The following is an 18,711-nucleotide window of genomic DNA, read 5'->3' on the forward strand; positions in this document are numbered from 1 at the left end:
GGAAATAATCTTGCAAGAAAAAATCGCTCTTTTTGTACCATCCCTCCGCGGCGGCGGAGCGGAGCGGGTGATGGTGAACTTGGCCAGGGGTTTTGCTGAAAGAGGGATAAGTGTAGAACTGGTGCTGGCTAAAGTAGAAGGTCCATACCTATCAAAAGTGCCTAAAGATGTGCGAATAGTTGATTTAAAAGCCTGTCGGGTGCTTTATGCTTTACCGGGGCTTGTGCGATATTTGAAGCGTGAAAAGCCTTTAGCTATGTTATCTACATTAAATCATGCAAATATTATAGCTCTTTGGGCAAAGCGATTGGCTCGAGTATCAACTAGGATCGTAGTAAGAGAAGCGAGCACTATACGTTTGAGTTCAGCCAACGCTCCAACAGTAAAAGGAAGATTTATGCCTCTTTTGATGCGCCTTTTCTATTCTTGGGCTGACGCGGTTGTAGCTATATCCAAAGGCGTTGCGGAAGACCTTATTCAAATTACCAAACTTCCCAAGGAAAAAGTTAAGGTTATTTACAACCCTGTAATTACAAATGAAATATTTGAAAAAGCCGAAGAGCCTGTTGAACATCCCTGGTTTGCCCAAGGAGAGCCGCCCGTTATTTTAGGAGTGGGGCGTCTAACCGAACAAAAGGATTTCGCTACATTAATTCGTGCCTTTCATCTTGTTCGAAAAGAATGCAATGCCAAACTTGTTATATTGGGCGAAGGTGAAAAAAGGGCTGAGCTTGAAAAGTTAGTTGAAGGACTAGGATTGAAAGAAGATGTAGATATGCCGGGATTTGTTAAGAATCCCTTTAAATATATGAAAAGGGCTACTGTGTTTGTTTTTTCATCTAAATGGGAAGGCTTCGGTAATGTACTGGTAGAGGCCATGGCTGTAGGCACTCCTGTAGTTTCCACAGACTGCCCCAGCGGACCTGCGGAGATACTGGAAGGAGGGGAATATGGTTATTTAGTTCCATTGGGAGATATTAATGCAATGGCGCGAGCAATTTTAAGTATCATAAAGGAGAAAAAAATAGACACTGGTTTTCAACAACATGCTTTAAAATTTACTGTTGATAAAATTGTAGAATGTTATTTGGAGGTCCTGTATGTACAAAATAAACAGAAAAAGTGATTGGGGCATTAACATTTCAATACAGCTTAGCATTTTAATAACTATATTGGGCACTGCTATATTCAGCCTTACAAATGGGACAAGTGAGCCTCTTTTTCCATTTTCAGCTGAACTAATGCTGTCCACCCAGCTTTTGGCGTTCATTATAGCTCTGCCTGTATTTCGTATACCTCTTTATGGACCAGCTATAGTAGGTATTATAATGTGGTTTTTTTTATTTTTTTAAGTATGGCTTCGGCATTATGGGGAACAAATCAGACTTTGATTTTAAAACGGACATTACTTATTTTTGTGCCAGCAATATGTTTATATTTATTAGTTATCAGAGATAAAAATCCAGTGGATACTTTTTGGAAAATATCTAAAGGGCTCACTTATTTTGGTTGTTTTGTTTCAGTTATAGGAATTTTATTATATATTTTTGGGTCTAATGTATTTACTGATTATGGTCGTATGCAAATTATAAAAATTGCAGGTTTACAGATACAACAATCCGTAGTTGGCATACCGCCAATTTTACGTATATCTTCTTTATCCGGGAACCCCAATAATTTGGCTTCTTGGTTAATGATAACTCTAACTTTAACTACAGCGCAAAGAATAGCGGGTTACATTTCGCAATCCAAACTATTTTTTTTAGGAGGCTTACAGGCTACTGCTTTACTTTTAACTTTTTCGCGAGCAGGTATTGGTACAACTATAATCATTATAGCTTTATTATATTTATTATCCGCACGTAACAAAATGGAAGTCATAAAGAGGACTATATTATTGATACTGTTACTATCTGTTATATGATTTCGCTGCAAAAACCCCCCAAAAACACCTTCAAATCGACATTAGAAGGAGGAAATCTTTCCATAATAACGAATCATAGAGATATAGCAAAAAACAAGAAGCAATAGTAATCAAAATTTAGTTTTAGGGTGACAGGTCATGTTCAGAGAGAATAAATCACATTTGCAAACAGAACTATTCAATACCACTACCTTAATGCACCCCAGAACAATAGCGCAGTTAAAGAAGAGTTGGGCGCCTATCTACTATGAACACGTTTTTTGCCGGATAGACGAAAAGAAGTTTGCGCACCTTTATTGCGAGAATAACGGCAGCCCCAATAAACCGGTGAACATCCTCCTTTCCCTGGAATTTATCAAGCACCTTTACGACTATACCGACGAGCAACTTTTGGAGCAATATTACTTTAATTACCAGATAGCCTATGCCTTGGGCCAACGTAACCTGGGCGAACTCTATATCTGCGAAAGGACCCTCTATGACTTCCGCCGGCGGCTCTACGAATATACCATCCAGCACCCCGAAGAAGAGGACCTGATATTTCAGCAATTTCAGGGGCTCCTAGAGCACTTTCTTGCCATAACCAAAATCAAGACGAATGAACAGCGGATGGATTCCACCGCTATCATGCCCAATATCAAACGCGCCGGCAGGTTGTCCTTAGCCTTTGACGTTTTAAAAAAAGGAGTAGCGGCATGCCCCCAGGAGCTGTTGCCGGAAAAGCTCCAAAAGGTTTTAGAGCCGGCCTTTAAAACTGAGGTCCTCTATCGCTCCCGCAGCCAGGACGTCCAGGCCAGGCTAGAAAAGATAGTGGAATTGCAAGAAGAGCTTCTGGCTTTAACCTCCAACCTGCCGGAAATCCAAGCCAAGCCGGAGATAAAACTCGTCCAGCGCTTTATTGATGAACAAACCACCTATGACCCGGAACAAAAGAAGAGGATTGTCAAAGAAAACAAAGACATCCGCCCCGACTCCTTACAATCGGCCTACGACCAGGACGCCACCTTTCGCAAGAAAGGGAATAAAGAGCAGGTGGGTTACGTCTGCAACCTCACCGAGACCTGTAGCGAAGAAAATGACGTCCAGTTCATTACTGACTATGTGCTGGAAAAGAATACTAAAGCCGATGTCGAGATGGCTGCCGAGCGCCTACCCAAAATAAAAGAGCGCACTGGCGTAACGGACCTCTACACCGATGGCGGCTATTACGGCGAAGACCTCCACCGTAAGGCCGAAGCAGAACTGAATGTAAAGATGCACTATACCAATCTAACCGGGCGGCAACCGGAGGCAGATAAAATACCCCTGACTGCTTTTAAAATCGAAAACCGGCAAAAGGTCTTAGCCTGCCCGCAACAGCAGACCCCTACCCATACCTTTTATGACGAAGCCAAGCGGAGAATTACAGCCTGGTTTGACCCCCAAATTTGTCGGGAGTGCCCCCTCCACGAACAGTGCCCGGTGAAGATCCAGAAGAAAAAAGCCTTGTTGCAATTTAATCAAAGCGCTCTTTTAGCAGCAGAGACCCGCCAAGAATTGGCCGATAGCCAATGCCGGCGGGAAAATACCAGCAAACGGGCAGCCATCGAAGGAACTGTCTCGGCCATAAAACGCGGTCACGGTGCCCAAAAGCTAACCGTAAGGGGTCAAATAAAGAGTGCTTTGGTAATGGGCTTTAAATGTATTGCTCACAACTTTCAACAGCTGAAGAACTGGTTTCACATTAAACGCAAAGAGGCTAGGGAAATATCTGTTAAACCCAAAATATCTTTGCCAGGGGTTGGTGTCCCTGTCTAATGGAATAACCAGGAAAAACGGAGTGGAACAATAGTTTTAGGCACACTGTAATGCGCTATATCACCTATAAAATACCATTTTTTGTTGTCAAAGAGCTTTTGTGTACTTGTATGGGTTGGTTGTTTTGGGGTTTTTGCACCAGAATCGTTATATTTATTACATTAGGTCACTTAACTAAAGTGTCTCCGGTGTTAGAAAATCGATTAACAGTAGGGCTTAATGAACGTGGTCCTGCTTGGATTTTATTATATAATGCTTTTTTACAAAAGCCGTTATTCGGAACTGGTTTTGGTGTTTCATATGAAGAAATTCTTGAAGAGCCTGGTTTAACTATAACATCACATAATCTGTTTTTAGCTATAATATCAGAAATAGGTCTCTTAGGTTTTTTACCTTTTATATTAATATGGTTAATAGGTATTTACAGCGCTTATCTCATTGTTAGAAAGTCATTTAAAACAAATAATCTTTTTATAGAGAACGTAGTAATAGGTAATACAATTATAGCTATTTTATTAGGTTTTATTGCTCATCAGGTATTTGAGGTTAAACTATTGCGATATGGATTTATGACTAATTTATGGGTTTATTTAACAGGAGTTGCTTTAAATCCATTTTTATCAGGAGTGCGAAAAAATATTGAAAATAGAATTTCGGAACGTGTTACTTACCACCGGCCTTGCCTACGGGGGAGCCGAAACACAATTAGTAAGCCTGGCTACTAGGTTGAAAAAGCGCGGGTGGGACGTCCGCGTTGTGTCTATGCTTCCGCCGCAGGCTTTTATGGAAGAGTTAACAGCGGCAGGGATTCCGCTGGCTACTTTAAATATGCGACGCGGGGTGCCGGATCCGCGGGCCATATTTAAGCTTGTCAAAATCTTAAGGCAGTGGCAGCCTGCAATTCTCACCAGTTTTATGTTTCATGCCAACCTGTTAGGAAGAATAGCGGGTCGTATTGCTGGAGTGCCTGTAATTATTTCATCAATACGCAATGAAAACTTCGGCGGACCGCGAAGGGATAAAATCCTGCGGTATACCGACTGGATGGGGAATATTAGCACCACAAATTCTAGGCTTGCAGCTGAAAGTTTAATCAAGCGCGGCGTAGTTCCTGCCGACAAGATGCAAGTAATCCCCAACGGCCTTGTTTTAGACAGGTTTTATATAGATTTGAAGGAAAGAATAAAGCTTAGGCAACAGCTTGGTATATCTTATAATGAATTTTTATGGCTGGCTGTGGGTCGTTTAGAAGAACAAAAAGACTATCCAACTTTGTTGGATGCTTTCCGGATTCTTATTCTTAAGAACGTTAGGGTGCAGTTAAGGATCGCTGGACAGGGGCCTTTACTGGAGGTGCTTAAACGGCAGGCAGTAGATTCGGGACTTTCAGATCGCATTGTTTTTCTAGGCCTGCGCCGGGATATTCCTTCTCTTTTAAATGCTGCTGATGGATTTGTTTTATCATCGGCCTGGGAGGGTTTGCCAAACGTAGTTATGGAAGCCATGGCTGCATGCAAGCCTGTTGTGGCTACAAATGTAGGCGGAGTGCCGGAACTCGTAGAGGATGGTGTCAGCGGCTATATCGTACCTCCGCACGATCCCGAGGCCCTGGCCGCAGCGATGCTGAAGATAATGTCTCTATCTGAAGACGAAAGAAGAGCCATGGGAAGGGCCGGCAGGGCGCATATTGAGGCGAAGTACAGCCTGGATCAAGTTGTTGACCGGTGGGAAAAGCTTTACCAGGATTTACTGCGTAATAAGGGCGTAAGCAGGTCCAGGTAAAAGGATGAACGGTGGAGTCAATGATAAAACTCGGACGCTGGCCGCAGGTATGAAGTTGGCGAATGACGTTTGTCTGTTCGTGCTCGAGGTGTTCGGGGCGTGTTAATTGAGCGGTATTATCTGGAGCGGGCTCTTCTTTTTCGTGTGCCTGGAATTGCGAAAATTAATTCCGTTGGCGAAAAACCTTATTCGATCACGGTTTTTATCGGGGATAAAAACGGCGAAATTTTGCCGGAGGTGCTCGAGATAGCCGAAAGGGTGGCAGAAGAAATAAGGCCGGTGACATCTCTCGTCGCCGTTAAGCCTTATAGAGATGGCCCCGGTGATGCCGTGCCGCCGGCGGCTCTCCCTGAAGAAATTAAAAGGGCCGCTGTTTTCACTCCGCCCACGAAGTCGGATTTGGAGTATTTGCTGAAGAGAGCACTCGACGGCTGCATTTTTGCGGAAGCTGTAACCGTCAGAGGTGGAGAAATTGCCGTCTATGTCGGCGGTGAGGATGGGTCTGCTTCGGCGGATATGCTGGAGAAAGCAGAGCAGCTTTTGAAAATAATTTACGGAAATGCGGTCAAGTATGAGATATGCGATTACAGGGATTACTCAGCATCTGCCGGGGCAAATCGCTCTCCAACTCCATTTTTCATAGATTTTAGGTTCGATCCCCAGAGATACGGTGACGGCAGTCTGCTGAAACTGGCAAAGAACGATGAGGAAAGGTATTGCGACCTGCTGCCAAAGCTGATTGACGGTGAAGCCGATCCCGAAAAGGAGCTCGGCTGCAGGTTTGTGAAGAAGGGAGCGGCGCTGGTAGATCTAGGGGCATCAGAAGGCGTTCTGGAAGCGCTGCTGACGATCTTCTCCTCCGTTTACCTTTACCTACCACAGGATGGGGAGCGTTTTTCCGGTTCAAGGGCGGCGACTCTACCCTTTTCGATTAAGGATAAAACCTTTATTCGACTGGTCAATGCGGGAAGGATAATACCTGTTTTTCATGCCCCTCTCCATCAGTATTCGCTGAATACTGTAATCGAACTGATTGAGGCTTCAAAGGGGAGAGCCGTTCTGCCGCGGCAGCTCGACGGCCTGACGGTTTTAACCATGGCACGGCAGTTTCCTTTTTGGAAGACCATACGCCGCAATCCTGGGGCTGCTGCTGAGATCTACCATTTGCTGAATTATCAAATGCACGATTTTGGTGATGACGATTTCGGAGCATTGGTGCTGAGGAGCTTAAAGCAGGTTTTCGAAAACCACCTGTTGGTGGCAGAGCGTGGCGAGCAGTGGTTTCTTGATGTGGGTCGTGTGGCGGCGGGGACTTTGACGGCAGGTGGATTGGTCGCTTCGTTTCTCGATGATTTTGCGCAAACTGTGGATAAAGAGGTTCTTGATACCGTCATGATCGAAACGCACGGCCATGCTGTGAATCTGACTGCCGCTCGTGCTTTGGGTGCGGTCTATTCTCCGGCTCTGGTAATCAACGAAAAGATACTGAATATGGTCGCCCACTTGCAGGCCGGACCCCGCCGGCAGGTTTCGGCTGTGTCAGTAAATCAATTCGACGAAGTGATCAAAGGCCTTCACGTGGTGAGGCCGGAGCACGTGCCGCTGGAGGAATACCTCGATGTTCTCAATTCCTCAGAGGCGGAGAGGGTGCGGCGGGTCGTTTTCGACGTCATTTATCGGGCGCAGGGCGACCCCCAAAAAGTAAAAGAAGAGGTAGACCGCTTAAACCGTGAGGTTTTAAAGTGGAGAAGATCGATGATCGGTAAGGCTGCAGATCGTGTGATAGATGTAATCGATATCGTTGGTTTAGTGCTGGATAAGGTGCCAATCCCCCTGGGGGCGTTTGGTGAGCCCGTGCTCTCATTTTTCGGCATGGCGATAAATGCCCTCTTCGGCGATAAGATCAAAGAGACCGTTGACGCAGCCGTCTTTGCTGCTCTTGAAGACAGGGTCTTTGCCGCCCTGGGAGGGGTCTCTCCGGCTGCCGTCAGGCTCAGCAAGGTCAGGAGCAAGATCGGGTCGAAGTATTGAGGGAGAGGAGCAGTTAAATTGATGACGCAAAGAAGAGTCCTCTTTCTTGCCACCGTCTACACCCATCTGGCTGCCTTCCACGTGCCCTTTATGAAGATGCTGCAGGGGTGGGGGTGTGAGGTCCACGCCGCGGCCTCTTCCGCAGAGGGGCATAAGGAGCGGGTGGAGGAGGCAGGGGTGATATGCTGGGAGATTCCATTTGCCCGTTCCCCTTACAGCCCGGCCAATCTGGATGCCTACCGGTGTTTGAAGGCTTTATTACGGGAGCATCGTTTTGACCTGATCCACGTCCACACCCCGGTGGCAGCTTTTCTGGGGAGGTATCTGGCGAAAAAGACGGGGCAGGGGCCGGTGCTCTACACCGCCCACGGCTTCCACTTTTATAAGGGCGCTCCTTGGAAGAACTGGCTGATCTACTATACTGCGGAGCGCCTTGCTGCCGTTTGGACGGACGGCCTTATCGTCATGAACGGGGAGGATTACGAAAACGCCCGCCGCATGGGTTTTGAGCCGGATAAGAACCTTTTTTACGTGCACGGGGTGGGTGTAGACTTGAGGTCCTTCGAGGCGCCGCCTGCTGCGTACGGAATCCGCCGGGAGCTCGGCATTGAGGCGTCTGATGTGGTGGTCAGCTGCGTGGCGGAGATGATTCCTAGAAAGAATCATGATTTTCTCTTGGAAGCGTGGAAAGGCGTGGCTGCCGGTTGTTTCCGCTGCCACCTTTTGCTGGTGGGGACGGGGAAGCTGAAAAGCCACCTTGAGGAGAAGGTCAAACGGGAGCAGATTCCCCGGGTGCACTTTCTCGGCTTTCGCCGTAACGTGCCGGAGATACTTCGCGAAAGCAACATCATCACTCTTACTTCAAAACATGAGGGTCTTCCCCGCTGCGTCATGGAGGCCATGGCCGCCGGCAAGCCGGTGGTGGTCACCGATGTGCGCGGTAGCAGGGATCTGGTGGAGGACGGTCGCACCGGGTTTTTGGTTCGGCTGGGCGACGCGGCGGGGCTGGCGGCGGCACTGGAAAGGCTGGCGCGTGACCCGGAGCTGCGTACCTCCATGGGCGCCGCCGGGCGGGAGAAGATCCGGGAGTATTCCCTGGAAAGAGTCCTAGCCGAAATGGCCGAAGTTTACGGCCGCTATTTGAGATGAAACAAAGCGAGTTTAGGGTTGAGGAAGAGGGGATGCAGTTTCCCGGTGTGGTTGGACGGGTCTGATAGCGCTTCAACAAGAGGTGACCAGAACACAGCAGCGGGGTGCTACCGTTAAAGGATTTGCAAGCTTACCTGGAAAGCCTGGCAGGGATCAGTGCCGAAGATAAAAGTTGAAGAGAGAGCTAGCTGCGTCCCGGCCTGGACGGGACGTCCTTTAGCCTTTAGCATGGTGATAAGGTGGTATCTATGAAGTATTATGAAATCCGGGACCCTATACTCGGCTTTATTGCCGTCAATGAGTGGGAAAGGGAGATCATCGATCATTGGGCTTTTCAGAGGTTGCGCCGCATCAAACAACTGGCCTGGACTGATATGGTTTATCCTGGAGCCACCCACAGCAGGTTCGAACACTCACTTGGGGTAATGCATATAGCAACACAGATGTTTGATTCCATTGTAAATAAAAATGCTGAGTTTTTGAAATCAGAATTAAATTTCACCGAGGCAGGCTTTCAGCGCGACAGGGTATTGGTGAGATTGGCAGGGCTTTTGCATGATATAGGGCATCCCCCCTTTTCCCATGCTGGTGAGGAGTTAATGCCAATAAACCCTGCAACAGGGAAGGCTTATAAACATGAAGCATATTCGGAAGCGGTGATCAGATATCTCTTTAAGGATGTCATTGAAAATCATCCTTTAAATCAAAATTATCACATAAAAGCCGATGACATAGCGGATTTCCTCGCTGGCAAGCCTTCAACGGGTCGCAGTTTGCTCTGGCGCAGCTTGATCACAGGCCAGCTGGATGCCGATAGGGCCGATTATCTTTTGCGTGATTCACATCATATCGGGGTTGAGTACGGAAAATATGATTTAAAACGGCTTTTGGTGACTTTGACGGTTGCCTTTGACGAAAATGGTGAACCGGTATTAGGCGTCGAAGAGGGTGGATGGCATGCCGCTGAGGGTTTGATTTTGGCGCGCTATATGATGTTTACGCAGGTATACTTTCAGCATACAAGGCGGGCTTATGATTATCATCTGGTCCAGTTAATGAAGGATTTGTTGAAATCAAACGCAGAAGGTTCAGATGCTCAAGAGGGCATATTTCCACCCCCTACTTCTGTGGATAATGTAACATGCTATCTTAAGTGGGATGATTGGCGAGTGTATGGCCTGCTTCAATCCGGTTTGGGTGGCCCACATGCAGAGCTTATCAGAAAGCGAAAACATCACCGGTCTGTTTTCCAAACAACTGAGGTTCCAACTGTTGAAGATTTAAGTCTTTTAGAGGAAATCTGTAGTGAATTGGGTGAATTGGTCTGTTTTGTCGATGAAGCAGAAAACAGCTGGTACAAATTCGGCAGAGAGGATATTTATGTTTTGCCGGAAAAAAGCAAAAAGAACGCCAGGAAAACGAAACTTCTCTCTGCAATTTCGAGCGTTGTTCATGGCTTGAAACCGATCAAACAAAAAAGGGTTTATGTCCCCTGGGAGAGAAAAAGAGAAGCTGAAAAAAGAGTGAGAAAAGTGCTTAATCCTGTTGGGGGTGACTGATGTGAAATTGAATATTCCTTGGCATCGGTATGCTTTGATTGTTTACCTGGCAGAAAAGATGCAGGAAAAAGGACAGCGGTTCGGTAAAACTGCTCTGCAAAAGTTGATTTACTTACTCCAAACGATATATCAAATCCCGGTTGGGTACCATTTCAGCCTCTATATGTACGGCCCTTTTTGTAGCGATTTAATGGACGACTTGGATTATGTAAGCTGCATAGGCGGCGTGGCAGTGTCTATGGAAGAGGGATCGGTGGGGTATACGATTTCTCTCTCATCTAATGCTGAACTTATTAAGGATAAAGGGCGTGACTTTTTGACCGATTATCAACCACAGATTGATGAGCTGTTGGAAACATTTGGAGCCATGCGCGTCAGGGATCTTGAACTGCGCTCTACTATTATTTTTGTTGACCGCGATGCGGTTGCCGGCTCCAGGGAAATCGGGAGAGATGATTTTGTTCAGGAAATAAAAAGCATCAAGCCGCACTTTTCTTATGATGAAATCAATCAGGCCGTGGATGAGCTTGAAAGTCTCGGATACATTGAGCGGCGCTGAGCAGGTCTGGAGGCGATAAAAGGCTATGCGAGTCCATTCTCTCTATAAGTTTTATCAAGCGCATTTTGGCTATCCTCGTGCTTCGACGGATCGACAGGGCTTGGCGTTTGCTTTGGCAGTCAAAGATTGTATAAATGTGTTACAAGAGATATACCAAAGAAACAATTTGCAACCTATATCAGAGTATCAAGACAGCTTATACGCGAGAAGACTAACATTGTGCTTTTTGAAAAACCTTAAGGACTTAGCGGCAAGCAGGTTCCAAGATCCTTTGAGGTCATTACGTTATCTCGATTATGAAATCGAGGTCTCACCGCAACTATTGCAGTTAGGTCGTAAAAGTGGACTATTTATATCTAGTCCGTTGCTTTGGTATCACCAACAGAGCGAGCTTATCTTTCTCACTTTTGGTGCCTCCGGTAATATGACAGCTGAGCTTGGGGTTTTCCGTACCCTCAGCGAGCAGCTTAGTATTCAAAAATTATCCGTCTCACCTGTGGAGCTTTATACCTATTGGAATCTTATTGACGGCGAAGCAACAACCTGTGTACGAAGAAAGATACAACCAGCACCGGTTGATCGTATAATCCATACCTGTAATCAGGTGCTTAACGCAAAATGAAATCGCCCCTTCGATGGAGCCTGCAATTAGTGGTTAATTTAGGTTGCCAGCCAACTGCTTTTTAAGGAGATTAAATTTGAGGGCTTACGAAGCAACCAAATCAGGGAACTGGAATTAAGTCCACCATTATTTTCTAGCTCTCGATGCTTTAACCATTTAGCTTTTTTCTTATAGCTGCGGATATGGTCAGCTGGCCCTCAGCAGTTACCTGCATCACCTCATATTCCACGAGCAGTACCACTTTATGTTAGATATTCTTACTAAGAGCAGACCAGGGGGAAATGTGCAGGGACTTTATCTCGTCATCTGTTTTGAGAACAAACCAGCTTGATTCCATAAAGTGGCAACCGCCTGGTGTGTTTCATGGCTCACGTTGGAATGGCATTGGCCACTTTCTCTTAAATATAAATAGGATAGAAGTAATACCCCCTGATCTCTTACAATATACAAACCAGTTTTTATCACAATTTAGATGGGAGGTTAGACTTCCTTAATGAGGACCAATATTAAGGATTTGGAGGAGGCCATGGGCCTCATTTAATTGCTGGTGATGCTGATGGAGGCGATTGAAGGCTTCTTTGGCTACGGCGGATGCTAGCATAGTGTAGGTGAGGTTGTTAACTGGGTGGCTGCCCAAGTAGAAGAAAAATATCTTGGCAAGATCCCGAGAGAGGAGGGAAGACTTTTTTGATTTTCTCCGAGACAGTAAAACCATCAGAGAAATGGGCTTTTTGGAAGCAGGATACTTGCTTGCAGAAAACACCGTTTACAACTTCATGTTGGATGTACTGTTAGAAAAGTATAAACTCGGTACGTATGCTTTTGAAGTCCTCTGGTCTGATTTAGTGCATGAAGCTGCAGAGAGGATTTATAAAGGTAAAACCATATACATGCATCGGAAAATTCTTTATAGGCTGCCTCGCGTGTAACCAATGTTACAAAAGGGCAGTGTGTTCCAACAGATTCCGCACACGAAATTTATGAGACCCGTTGCTTTAGGTGGGGGTTCTTAGGTCAGGCTGTAAAAAAAGCGGGAGGTTTATTGCCGATCGCAGTGGAGGTCGGGATAGCCAAAAGGATGGTTGCTTTTACGAATGGGGGTTCTACCGCGGCAGGAAGCTTTTTTGACTTAATCTGTTCGCTGATAGGTGAAGTACTCAGGTTGGTGCAAAGCTTTGCACGCGAGGGCAGGCAGGTGCCGCAAGAGCTTCTTTTTCTTATGCAGCTTTGCGAAGGAGACAACTTCCAGAAAACGCCTCCAGGAGCGCGCTCTTATGCTTTCCTGCTCCCTCTTGCCCTTGAGAACTTGGAAAGCAGCCCGGAATACGCGGAGTTTTGCAGGCTTTTGCTCACTGAGGAGAGGTTCAACGAGGTGTTCCCTCCTGCAGAAAGGGGGGAGGCGGGCAATTTGGCGTTTCCTAAGGAGTACCTCCTCTCCATTGCCTGGCGTTATCTGAACCAGACAGGAACGCCAGCTTTACTGCCGGAGGCTCTAGGCGAGATTCTGGCTCAAAGTGAGGCTGTCAGGGAGAAAAGGAGTTTCAATTTCCGGATGGTTGCGCCGCTCGTGGGGCTCTCTGGTTCCGGGGAACTCCCTGAATTCAGGCTGGGTCGGTGGCGGCTGCGGAGGCTGAGTGAAAGCGAGGTAGCGCGTGTTCAGTATTTCCGGCAATACTTCAGTCTTCCGGCCACTATGGTCTACAGTGGGGAAGCTCCACCTTGTTTGAGCTTTGCTCTTGTTCTTGAAGATTGCGAGGTTCCTTTCAGCGGCCTTGCGGCAGGATGGAACGTGGTGCGGCCTGAGTTTTTACCGGAGAAGGAGCTAAAAGACCTGGTTTCCCTGCTTCAGGCGGCGACCAGTGTGGGCGAGTTTGGGCGCTGGTACGCGATTTCCTGCCCTGTGCTTATTTATTACACTGTTGATTGGGCGGCAAATCCCTTTGGGAACCCGTTCTCGCCGGACTACGCCTGGCCTCTAGGGAAGATCCATTTCGGCCGCGAGTGGTTCCTACCGCCTGCAGGTTGGGAAGATTGGGTCTCTCGGATGTTTTCATTTGTGGAAAGGGCACCGGAACCCGAGAAAGTCCGCTACCGGCGCGCCCTTCGCTGGTTTGCTGAAAGCATCTTCTGTGACAACCTCGGCGACAGGATGATGAAGCTGTTTGTTGCCCTGGAGGTGCTTTGCCTTGGGGGCATAAAAGCGGATCGGGGCAAGGGACAAAAAATTGCTGCCAGGTGCTCTGAGTTGCTGCACCAAGATGACAGGGAGCGGCGTCGGTGGCGAAATTTCATAAGAGATGCTTACGAAAAGGTGCGTTCTCTTCTTTTTCACGAGGGGGCAGATGAAGAAAAGTTGGCTCGGGTAATAAAAGAAAAGTTGAAAATCAGCGTTCCTGAGGAGTGCGCGGACTTGTTAGAAATAGCCTTTAGGACAGCCTGGAACGAGCTTGCCCTTGGACCGGCACGAGAAAAAGCATAAGAAGCTTGCTGTCTGTTTTTTCGCCCAAGAACATTCCTTGGGCATAGGTATGCGGTTGCTGGAGACATTCGGCGCTATGCGCGTCAGGGACCTTGAATTGCGGGTGCTCTTCCGCAAGGTGCGCAAGGTTTCATTATGACGCGCCTTCCTAGGGTTTCCGGCAAAGACGTTGTAGCAGCCTTACGCTGAGCAAAATTTAAAACCATTCATTTATTTTGGATTTATATTAGATGCAAAGGCTCGGTAGCATCTAACGAATCAATAACGGAGTTACTACAAATGTCGCAATTACGTAAGCGACCACAACACATACCACAATATCCACTATCCAGAGCAATGGCGAGCGAGACTGTTTGGAACGAGCATAGAACACTAGGCCTGTTAGAAATAAGCCTAACAGAATTAGAAAAGCGATTATTCCGGGCCAGAAGACAGATACGGTGACTGCCATGGTAACACCTCCTCTCTCTCAGGGACTTCAATATTCAAAAAACCGCTTCTCCACCCTGTTCAGTAATCTCCTGATGTGTTGGCTTTCCTCCTTCACGGGGTTCTTCTCTAATGTCGCCTGCAGAAGGTACACCGAATACTGCAGACTGGGTGTGCTTCAAGTGGATTGTTCTTGATACTCAGGATCTTCCTTGTTCACCGAGCTTTTCAGTTTCCGAATGAACACAATGTCCTGACGGTGTTTGTCTTTTAACATCAGGGCATCCTCTAGTACTAGCCGCAGTTTTCGTTCATCGAGTTCAGAGGCATAGGCCCAGCGGAAAAAGTGCCTGAAGGATCTAAGGTTGATGGTTTGTGCCAGTCGCTCCAATGCTGCGAAGGTTCGCTCAATAAACTTTTTTCGAGTTTCTTCCCGTTCTTTCCGTTTCTTTTCTAGGACAGCGTCCAGGAGATGGGTGGAAAAACGTTCACTCACGGACAATCACACCCCCAGAATACCACCCTAACGTTCAGCTCGGTTGAACATGGGTATGGACCGAGTTACCAGATGACTTCCACATCGTAGCGTCTGATTTGAGGATCCGTGGTGAGGATCGGGAGGTTTTCTAACTGGGCCTGGGCAATGAGAAGCTGGTCAAAGGGATCACGATGAAGAGCCGGTAGTGTAGACACATGCAGGACATGGGTCAGTCCGACAGGTAAAGGGTCGATTCCATTCACGGCCAGTTGTTCGATAATGAAGGATTTCAAATTCCCTGGTAAAGTCAATTTCCCCAGAGCAGCCTTTATAGCCACCTCCCAGGCACTCGCAGCACTAAAAAACAATTTGTTTTCGCCTCTGCTGATAATTTCCCTGGCGCGCGAGATAACCGGGGATCGTCGGTAATCCACCATAAGAAGGTAATAATACACAAAGTCTCATTCCTTTTTCAAGCAGTATTTTTACTGGCAGAAGGCCTACCGAATTCTATAAGCAAATTTGCTGGCTCACCAGCTCAGAATTGTTAATTGGTCGAACGGATAATGAGCAAGATTTCGCGTAACGAGGGTCAGGTTCCGGGATATAGCGATGGCAGCGTTGACCACATCTGCTACAGACAATGTGTAGCCTTTGGCCAGCCAGTCTCGACGGAATCTCCCGGCTAAAGCAGCCTCTTTATAAGTTGGTGTGGCATAATAGTATAGTTCCTCGAGCATGTTTTGGGCCTCTGCTTGCTTATTTTCTGGAATCCCGGTCAAAAATTCAATTACTGTAACGCTAGAAATGAACAGTTCTTCCGAATTAATGTCATGCAATAGTTTTTCCGCCCTTTGCCGCCACTGGTTGCGCTTGCTACGATTTAAATCGATTAAGAAGTCGGTATCAAGCAAGGCTCCACAGATTGCTCTTTTGAGTATTTTACTCATCTGCCCTTACATCCTTTTCGCGCAACCGGTTGATAAAAGCCAATGTATCATCCCCTTCTTCCGGCCTTCTGTCAGGTACTAGTTTACCAGTAATGAAGCCCTCTTCTTTTTGAATGAAAGCCAGGCGTTTTTGCCTTTTTAATTCTTTCTCAATGGCGGAGAGGATAAATTTTGAGCGGTTTCCTTTGCCTGCTATGGCATCAATTTCTTTGAGAATATTGAGAGGCAACCTTACTGCCGTTATTCTTGAGTTCTTACCGGGGTTGACCATGAAAGCAGTCACCTCGCTTTGTATTGTGGTATTACACTAAGTATAACACCTGCTGAGAAGTATGCAATAGGCCTGAAATATAAAATAACAGATGTGGTTGCTGCTGTTGTCGTGAACATTTTGCCTAGGGAGAGCATTTGTCGTTTATTTTAAGGTATAATTAAGCTGTAGCTGTTTCCTGGCTGGAAAGTCCCCAGGAAAAAATCAGAAAAAGGAGGGCATTCTCAAAGGCGAGAGCGCGCTTTGGACGCGGCACATATGAGCAGTTTTTCACCTGAGGCAGTTGCACCGGTTAGAGCCGATTTGGAGGCCATCTGAAGGGCAGGTTGAGCCTTCACGATGCGAAAACTGGGAAGAAGGTCACACAGGGAGCGAAGGTAGAGGTTGCCGGGTACTCACCTAGATCTCTTGGCGTTCGAGGGACATTTCAGGAGGGGAGGTAGCGGATAGCCGCCTTTCCTTCCATCTCCTTGTAGTATAGAGATAGCAGGATATTACAGTTAGTAACCGAAATTTCATCCCGTTGGTGGGGTCAAAAGAGGAAAGCACCCCAAACAGGCTCAGGCCGCTCTAGCTTCCAAGCTTTGCAGCATCATCTTTGCCGTGTTGTCAAAGAACCAACCCTATAACCCTGAATACTTAAATAAAAACCTAAAAACATACCTCTTGACATCTGTTAGTAGGTCTAAAGGGGACGGGTGTCCAGGCGGTATTTTTCTATGAAATGGCCAATCTTTATTATTACACAGCTTGGTTCTTATGGCCTATCACGGGCTCGAGCTGGGCGGACTGGCGGAGGATGTAGCCAGGCATCGCTGGTAAAGGCCTGGGAGGAAGTAGTAAGTCCATCAGGAGCCGACGCCGGCGCCCCAGTTTGAGTAATATTTTCGGAAGGATTAATTCAGGGAGAGGTGGGAACACTTACCATGATGTGGCGTGAACGTTACTTACAACTGATAGGATATTTTGGCTGCCTCCTGATTTTAACTTTACTGCCCACCGTTGTTGGGGCTCTGCTTACAGCTAGGCAGGGCGTACGCCTGGAGAACTTTTTTTCTGCAGCCCTGGCCGCTGTGGTTTTAGCCATCGCGCTTAGCCTGCTGAGCAGCATAATTCTCTGGCGCAAATGGCTGCAACCGCTGGCTGGCCTAGAGAATTTTTTGAAAATTTTAGGAGAAGGCGATCCGGTAAAAGCTGACCGGTTCTTTTCCAGCTTGGATTTGCATGTAGCCTTTAAGGAGCCGGTTATGGCAATTTTGGACAATTATTTCCGACTTATAGGCCACATGCAGCGCAGTTCCGATGAGTTGAATTGCTTTGTGAACCTCCTTTTTAAGGGTACCGTGGTTAGTCACAACAGCCTCCGGGAGACAAACACGGCTATGCAGGAAATAGCCGGGGGTTCTGATGAGCAAGCTGGTGCGGCCCAGCGGGTAGCCGAAAGCATGGTGGTTTTGACTGGCCTGGCGGAAGAAATTACCTGTCATGCCCAGTCGGGTTCCCAGATCGCTGCCCAAGTCCAGTTCAGGCAACAGGAGGGAAGAAACCTTTTAGAACAACTTCTTCAAGAGATTGAGGAAGCGGCTGGTTCCAATGAGCGGGCAGCCCAACAGATGCACAATCTGGAAGAAAAAATGTCTCGCATCAACGAATTTGTCCGGGTGGTTACGGCCATCGCGGAGCAGACTAACCTGCTTTCCCTCAATGCAGCCATTGAGGCAGCGCGGGCCGGTGAACAAGGTCGGGGTTTCGCGGTGGTGGCTGATGAGGTGCGCAAATTGGCAGACCAGTCAGCTCAAGCGGCGCAAAATATCACCAAGCTGGCGGAAGAGATCCAGGCCCAGGCGCGGGAAACAGCCTCCCAGGTGAAGAAGAATGTGGAACTGGTCAAAGGCAATATAGAAAGAGGACAGAAAGCCAAGGTTGCTTTCCAGGCCATAGCCGAGGCCATAGATCAGGCAGTCAAGGCTATGCAAGAGATAAATAATCGGGCGCACCAGCAAGCCGAGCAGGTACGGACGGTGAATGAGGACGCGACTCGGATGGCCGCAGTGGCTGAGGAGACCGCAGCTAGTATTCAGGAAATTACGGTATCGACCGGAGAGCAGCAGGAGGCCATGAGTAAAATGGAGGAAAGCGCGAAAAAACTAGCTCGTATGGCGGAGAATTTCTTTGAGTTGGCGTCCGCCTACACCCGGGGCGGGTGGGACCAGACTACGTGTCAAGCCTTAATCCGGCAAGGCCAAACCATATTGGAAGAGCTAGCAGCTAGGCCAGAGGTGCAGAAAATGGATGCTAGCCAGATGAAGCCCTTATTGGACCGAGTTTTTGAAGGTTCTCCCGAAATTCAGACTCTTATTGCTACTTTGCCTGACGGTGCGCCCATATATAGTCGGCCGCCAGCTAAAGTAGCCAATTGGGCTTTCCGCCCTTGGTTTCAGGCAGGTATGGAAGGCAAAAAATTTGCCACTGAGCCGTACATAACACAGGTTACTAACCGCCTGGCCATTACAGTATCCGTACCCGTGAAAAAGGAAAGCGGGGAAGTAGTGGGAGTTTTGGCAGCCAATCTGGTGCCGGCCAAAGGCTAGAAAATAATGAGCTATTCACTGTTACGCCAATCAGGATCACCGGAGGGCTCTCAAGCGGTATCGTGCTCACAGGCCTGAGAGTCCGAGTTT

At 47.4% G+C, this 18,711-nt stretch carries 17 protein-coding genes; 13 read left to right on the forward strand and 4 right to left on the reverse strand.

The window, feature by feature from the left end; all coding sequences use genetic code 11:
• Nucleotides 1-10 precede the first annotated feature (10 nt).
• From TPH_RS01410 to TPH_RS01455, 12 genes are all read left to right on the forward strand, one after another.
• Nucleotides 11-1,126, forward strand: coding sequence for a glycosyltransferase (locus TPH_RS01410; protein WP_015049439.1), 1,116 nt, complete (start codon nucleotides 11-13; stop codon nucleotides 1,124-1,126).
• Between the two features lie 204 nt (nucleotides 1,127-1,330).
• A complete protein-coding gene (locus TPH_RS15010) occupies nucleotides 1,331-1,924 on the forward strand; it encodes a hypothetical protein (protein ID WP_015049441.1) in 594 nt (197 codons plus the stop codon).
• A 138-nt stretch (nucleotides 1,925-2,062) separates the two neighbouring features.
• Nucleotides 2,063-3,721 (forward strand): transposase, encoded by a 1,659-nt coding sequence (locus TPH_RS01415; protein ID WP_015049442.1) that lies wholly within the window; start codon nucleotides 2,063-2,065, stop codon nucleotides 3,719-3,721.
• A gap of 50 nt (nucleotides 3,722-3,771) precedes the next feature.
• Nucleotides 3,772-4,446, forward strand: coding sequence for an O-antigen ligase family protein (locus TPH_RS14560; protein WP_081578559.1), 675 nt, complete (start codon nucleotides 3,772-3,774; stop codon nucleotides 4,444-4,446).
• A complete protein-coding gene (locus TPH_RS01420) occupies nucleotides 4,361-5,503 on the forward strand; it encodes a glycosyltransferase (RefSeq protein ID WP_015049444.1) in 1,143 nt (380 codons plus the stop codon). The genes TPH_RS14560 and TPH_RS01420 overlap by 86 nt, the downstream gene beginning before the upstream one ends.
• 99 nt (nucleotides 5,504-5,602) lie before the next feature.
• Nucleotides 5,603-7,534 (forward strand): hypothetical protein, encoded by a 1,932-nt coding sequence (locus tag TPH_RS01425; RefSeq protein ID WP_015049446.1) that lies wholly within the window; start codon nucleotides 5,603-5,605, stop codon nucleotides 7,532-7,534.
• A gap of 21 nt (nucleotides 7,535-7,555) precedes the next feature.
• On the forward strand, nucleotides 7,556-8,683 hold the full coding sequence (locus TPH_RS01430; protein ID WP_015049447.1) for a glycosyltransferase family 4 protein: 1,128 nt from the start codon (nucleotides 7,556-7,558) through the stop codon (nucleotides 8,681-8,683).
• A gap of 248 nt (nucleotides 8,684-8,931) precedes the next feature.
• On the forward strand, nucleotides 8,932-10,242 hold the full coding sequence (locus TPH_RS01435; RefSeq protein ID WP_015049448.1) for an HD domain-containing protein: 1,311 nt from the start codon (nucleotides 8,932-8,934) through the stop codon (nucleotides 10,240-10,242).
• A gap of 1 nt (nucleotide 10,243) precedes the next feature.
• On the forward strand, nucleotides 10,244-10,801 hold the full coding sequence (locus TPH_RS01440) for a hypothetical protein (RefSeq protein ID WP_015049449.1): 558 nt from the start codon (nucleotides 10,244-10,246) through the stop codon (nucleotides 10,799-10,801).
• Nucleotides 10,802-10,826: 25 nt separating this feature from the next.
• Nucleotides 10,827-11,423: a hypothetical protein gene (locus TPH_RS01445; RefSeq protein WP_015049450.1), complete on the forward strand. Its 597-nt coding sequence runs from the start codon at nucleotides 10,827-10,829 to the stop codon at nucleotides 11,421-11,423.
• Nucleotides 11,424-12,076: 653 nt separating this feature from the next.
• Nucleotides 12,077-12,352, forward strand: coding sequence for a hypothetical protein (locus TPH_RS01450; protein ID WP_028991176.1), 276 nt, complete (start codon nucleotides 12,077-12,079; stop codon nucleotides 12,350-12,352).
• Between the two features lie 113 nt (nucleotides 12,353-12,465).
• The gene (locus tag TPH_RS01455; protein ID WP_015049452.1) at nucleotides 12,466-13,902 is read left to right on the forward strand and encodes a HEPN domain-containing protein; all 1,437 of its coding nucleotides are present in this window, start codon (nucleotides 12,466-12,468) and stop codon (nucleotides 13,900-13,902) included.
• A gap of 607 nt (nucleotides 13,903-14,509) precedes the next feature.
• Here the strand turns inward: TPH_RS01455 and TPH_RS01465 are convergent.
• The 4 genes from TPH_RS01465 to TPH_RS01480 all read right to left on the reverse strand — a co-directional run bounded on the left by TPH_RS01465 (nucleotide 14,510) and on the right by TPH_RS01480 (nucleotide 16,030).
• Nucleotides 14,510-14,827, reverse strand: coding sequence for a hypothetical protein (locus TPH_RS01465; RefSeq protein ID WP_028991175.1), 318 nt, complete (start codon nucleotides 14,825-14,827; stop codon nucleotides 14,510-14,512).
• 65 nt (nucleotides 14,828-14,892) lie between these two features.
• Nucleotides 14,893-15,246: a type II toxin-antitoxin system VapC family toxin gene (locus TPH_RS01470; protein ID WP_236608844.1), complete on the reverse strand. Its 354-nt coding sequence runs from the start codon at nucleotides 15,244-15,246 to the stop codon at nucleotides 14,893-14,895.
• Between the two features lie 93 nt (nucleotides 15,247-15,339).
• Nucleotides 15,340-15,759, reverse strand: a complete 420-nt coding sequence (locus TPH_RS01475; protein ID WP_015049457.1) for a type II toxin-antitoxin system VapC family toxin — start codon at nucleotides 15,757-15,759, stop codon at nucleotides 15,340-15,342.
• Nucleotides 15,752-16,030: a YlcI/YnfO family protein gene (locus TPH_RS01480; protein WP_015049458.1), complete on the reverse strand. Its 279-nt coding sequence runs from the start codon at nucleotides 16,028-16,030 to the stop codon at nucleotides 15,752-15,754. Before TPH_RS01480 ends, TPH_RS01475 begins: the two co-directional genes overlap by 8 nt.
• Nucleotides 16,031-16,956: 926 nt before the next feature.
• Here TPH_RS01480 and TPH_RS01485 point away from each other — a divergent pair.
• Nucleotides 16,957-18,621 (forward strand): methyl-accepting chemotaxis protein, encoded by a 1,665-nt coding sequence (locus tag TPH_RS01485; RefSeq protein WP_015049459.1) that lies wholly within the window; start codon nucleotides 16,957-16,959, stop codon nucleotides 18,619-18,621.
• Nucleotides 18,622-18,711: the final 90 nt, after the last annotated feature.

It is taken from the genome of Thermacetogenium phaeum DSM 12270 (assembly GCF_000305935.1).
Lineage (GTDB): Bacteria > Bacillota > DSM-12270 > Thermacetogeniales > Thermacetogeniaceae > Thermacetogenium > Thermacetogenium phaeum.

Coding starts and splice junctions, on each gene's coding strand:
- TPH_RS14560 (WP_081578559.1), top strand. CDS start 3,772: ATGCGCTATATCACCTATAAAATACCATTTTTTGTTGTCAAAGAGCTT.
- TPH_RS01480 (WP_015049458.1), bottom strand. CDS start 16,030: ATGGTCAACCCCGGTAAGAACTCAAGAATAACGGCAGTAAGGTTGCCT.
- TPH_RS01430 (WP_015049447.1), top strand. CDS start 7,556: ATGACGCAAAGAAGAGTCCTCTTTCTTGCCACCGTCTACACCCATCTG.
- TPH_RS01470 (WP_236608844.1), bottom strand. CDS start 15,246: ATGGTGGATTACCGACGATCCCCGGTTATCTCGCGCGCCAGGGAAATT.
- TPH_RS01435 (WP_015049448.1), top strand. CDS start 8,932: ATGAAGTATTATGAAATCCGGGACCCTATACTCGGCTTTATTGCCGTC.
- TPH_RS01415 (WP_015049442.1), top strand. CDS start 2,063: ATGTTCAGAGAGAATAAATCACATTTGCAAACAGAACTATTCAATACC.
- TPH_RS01485 (WP_015049459.1), top strand. CDS start 16,957: ATGATGTGGCGTGAACGTTACTTACAACTGATAGGATATTTTGGCTGC.
- TPH_RS01475 (WP_015049457.1), bottom strand. CDS start 15,759: ATGAGTAAAATACTCAAAAGAGCAATCTGTGGAGCCTTGCTTGATACC.
- TPH_RS01445 (WP_015049450.1), top strand. CDS start 10,827: ATGCGAGTCCATTCTCTCTATAAGTTTTATCAAGCGCATTTTGGCTAT.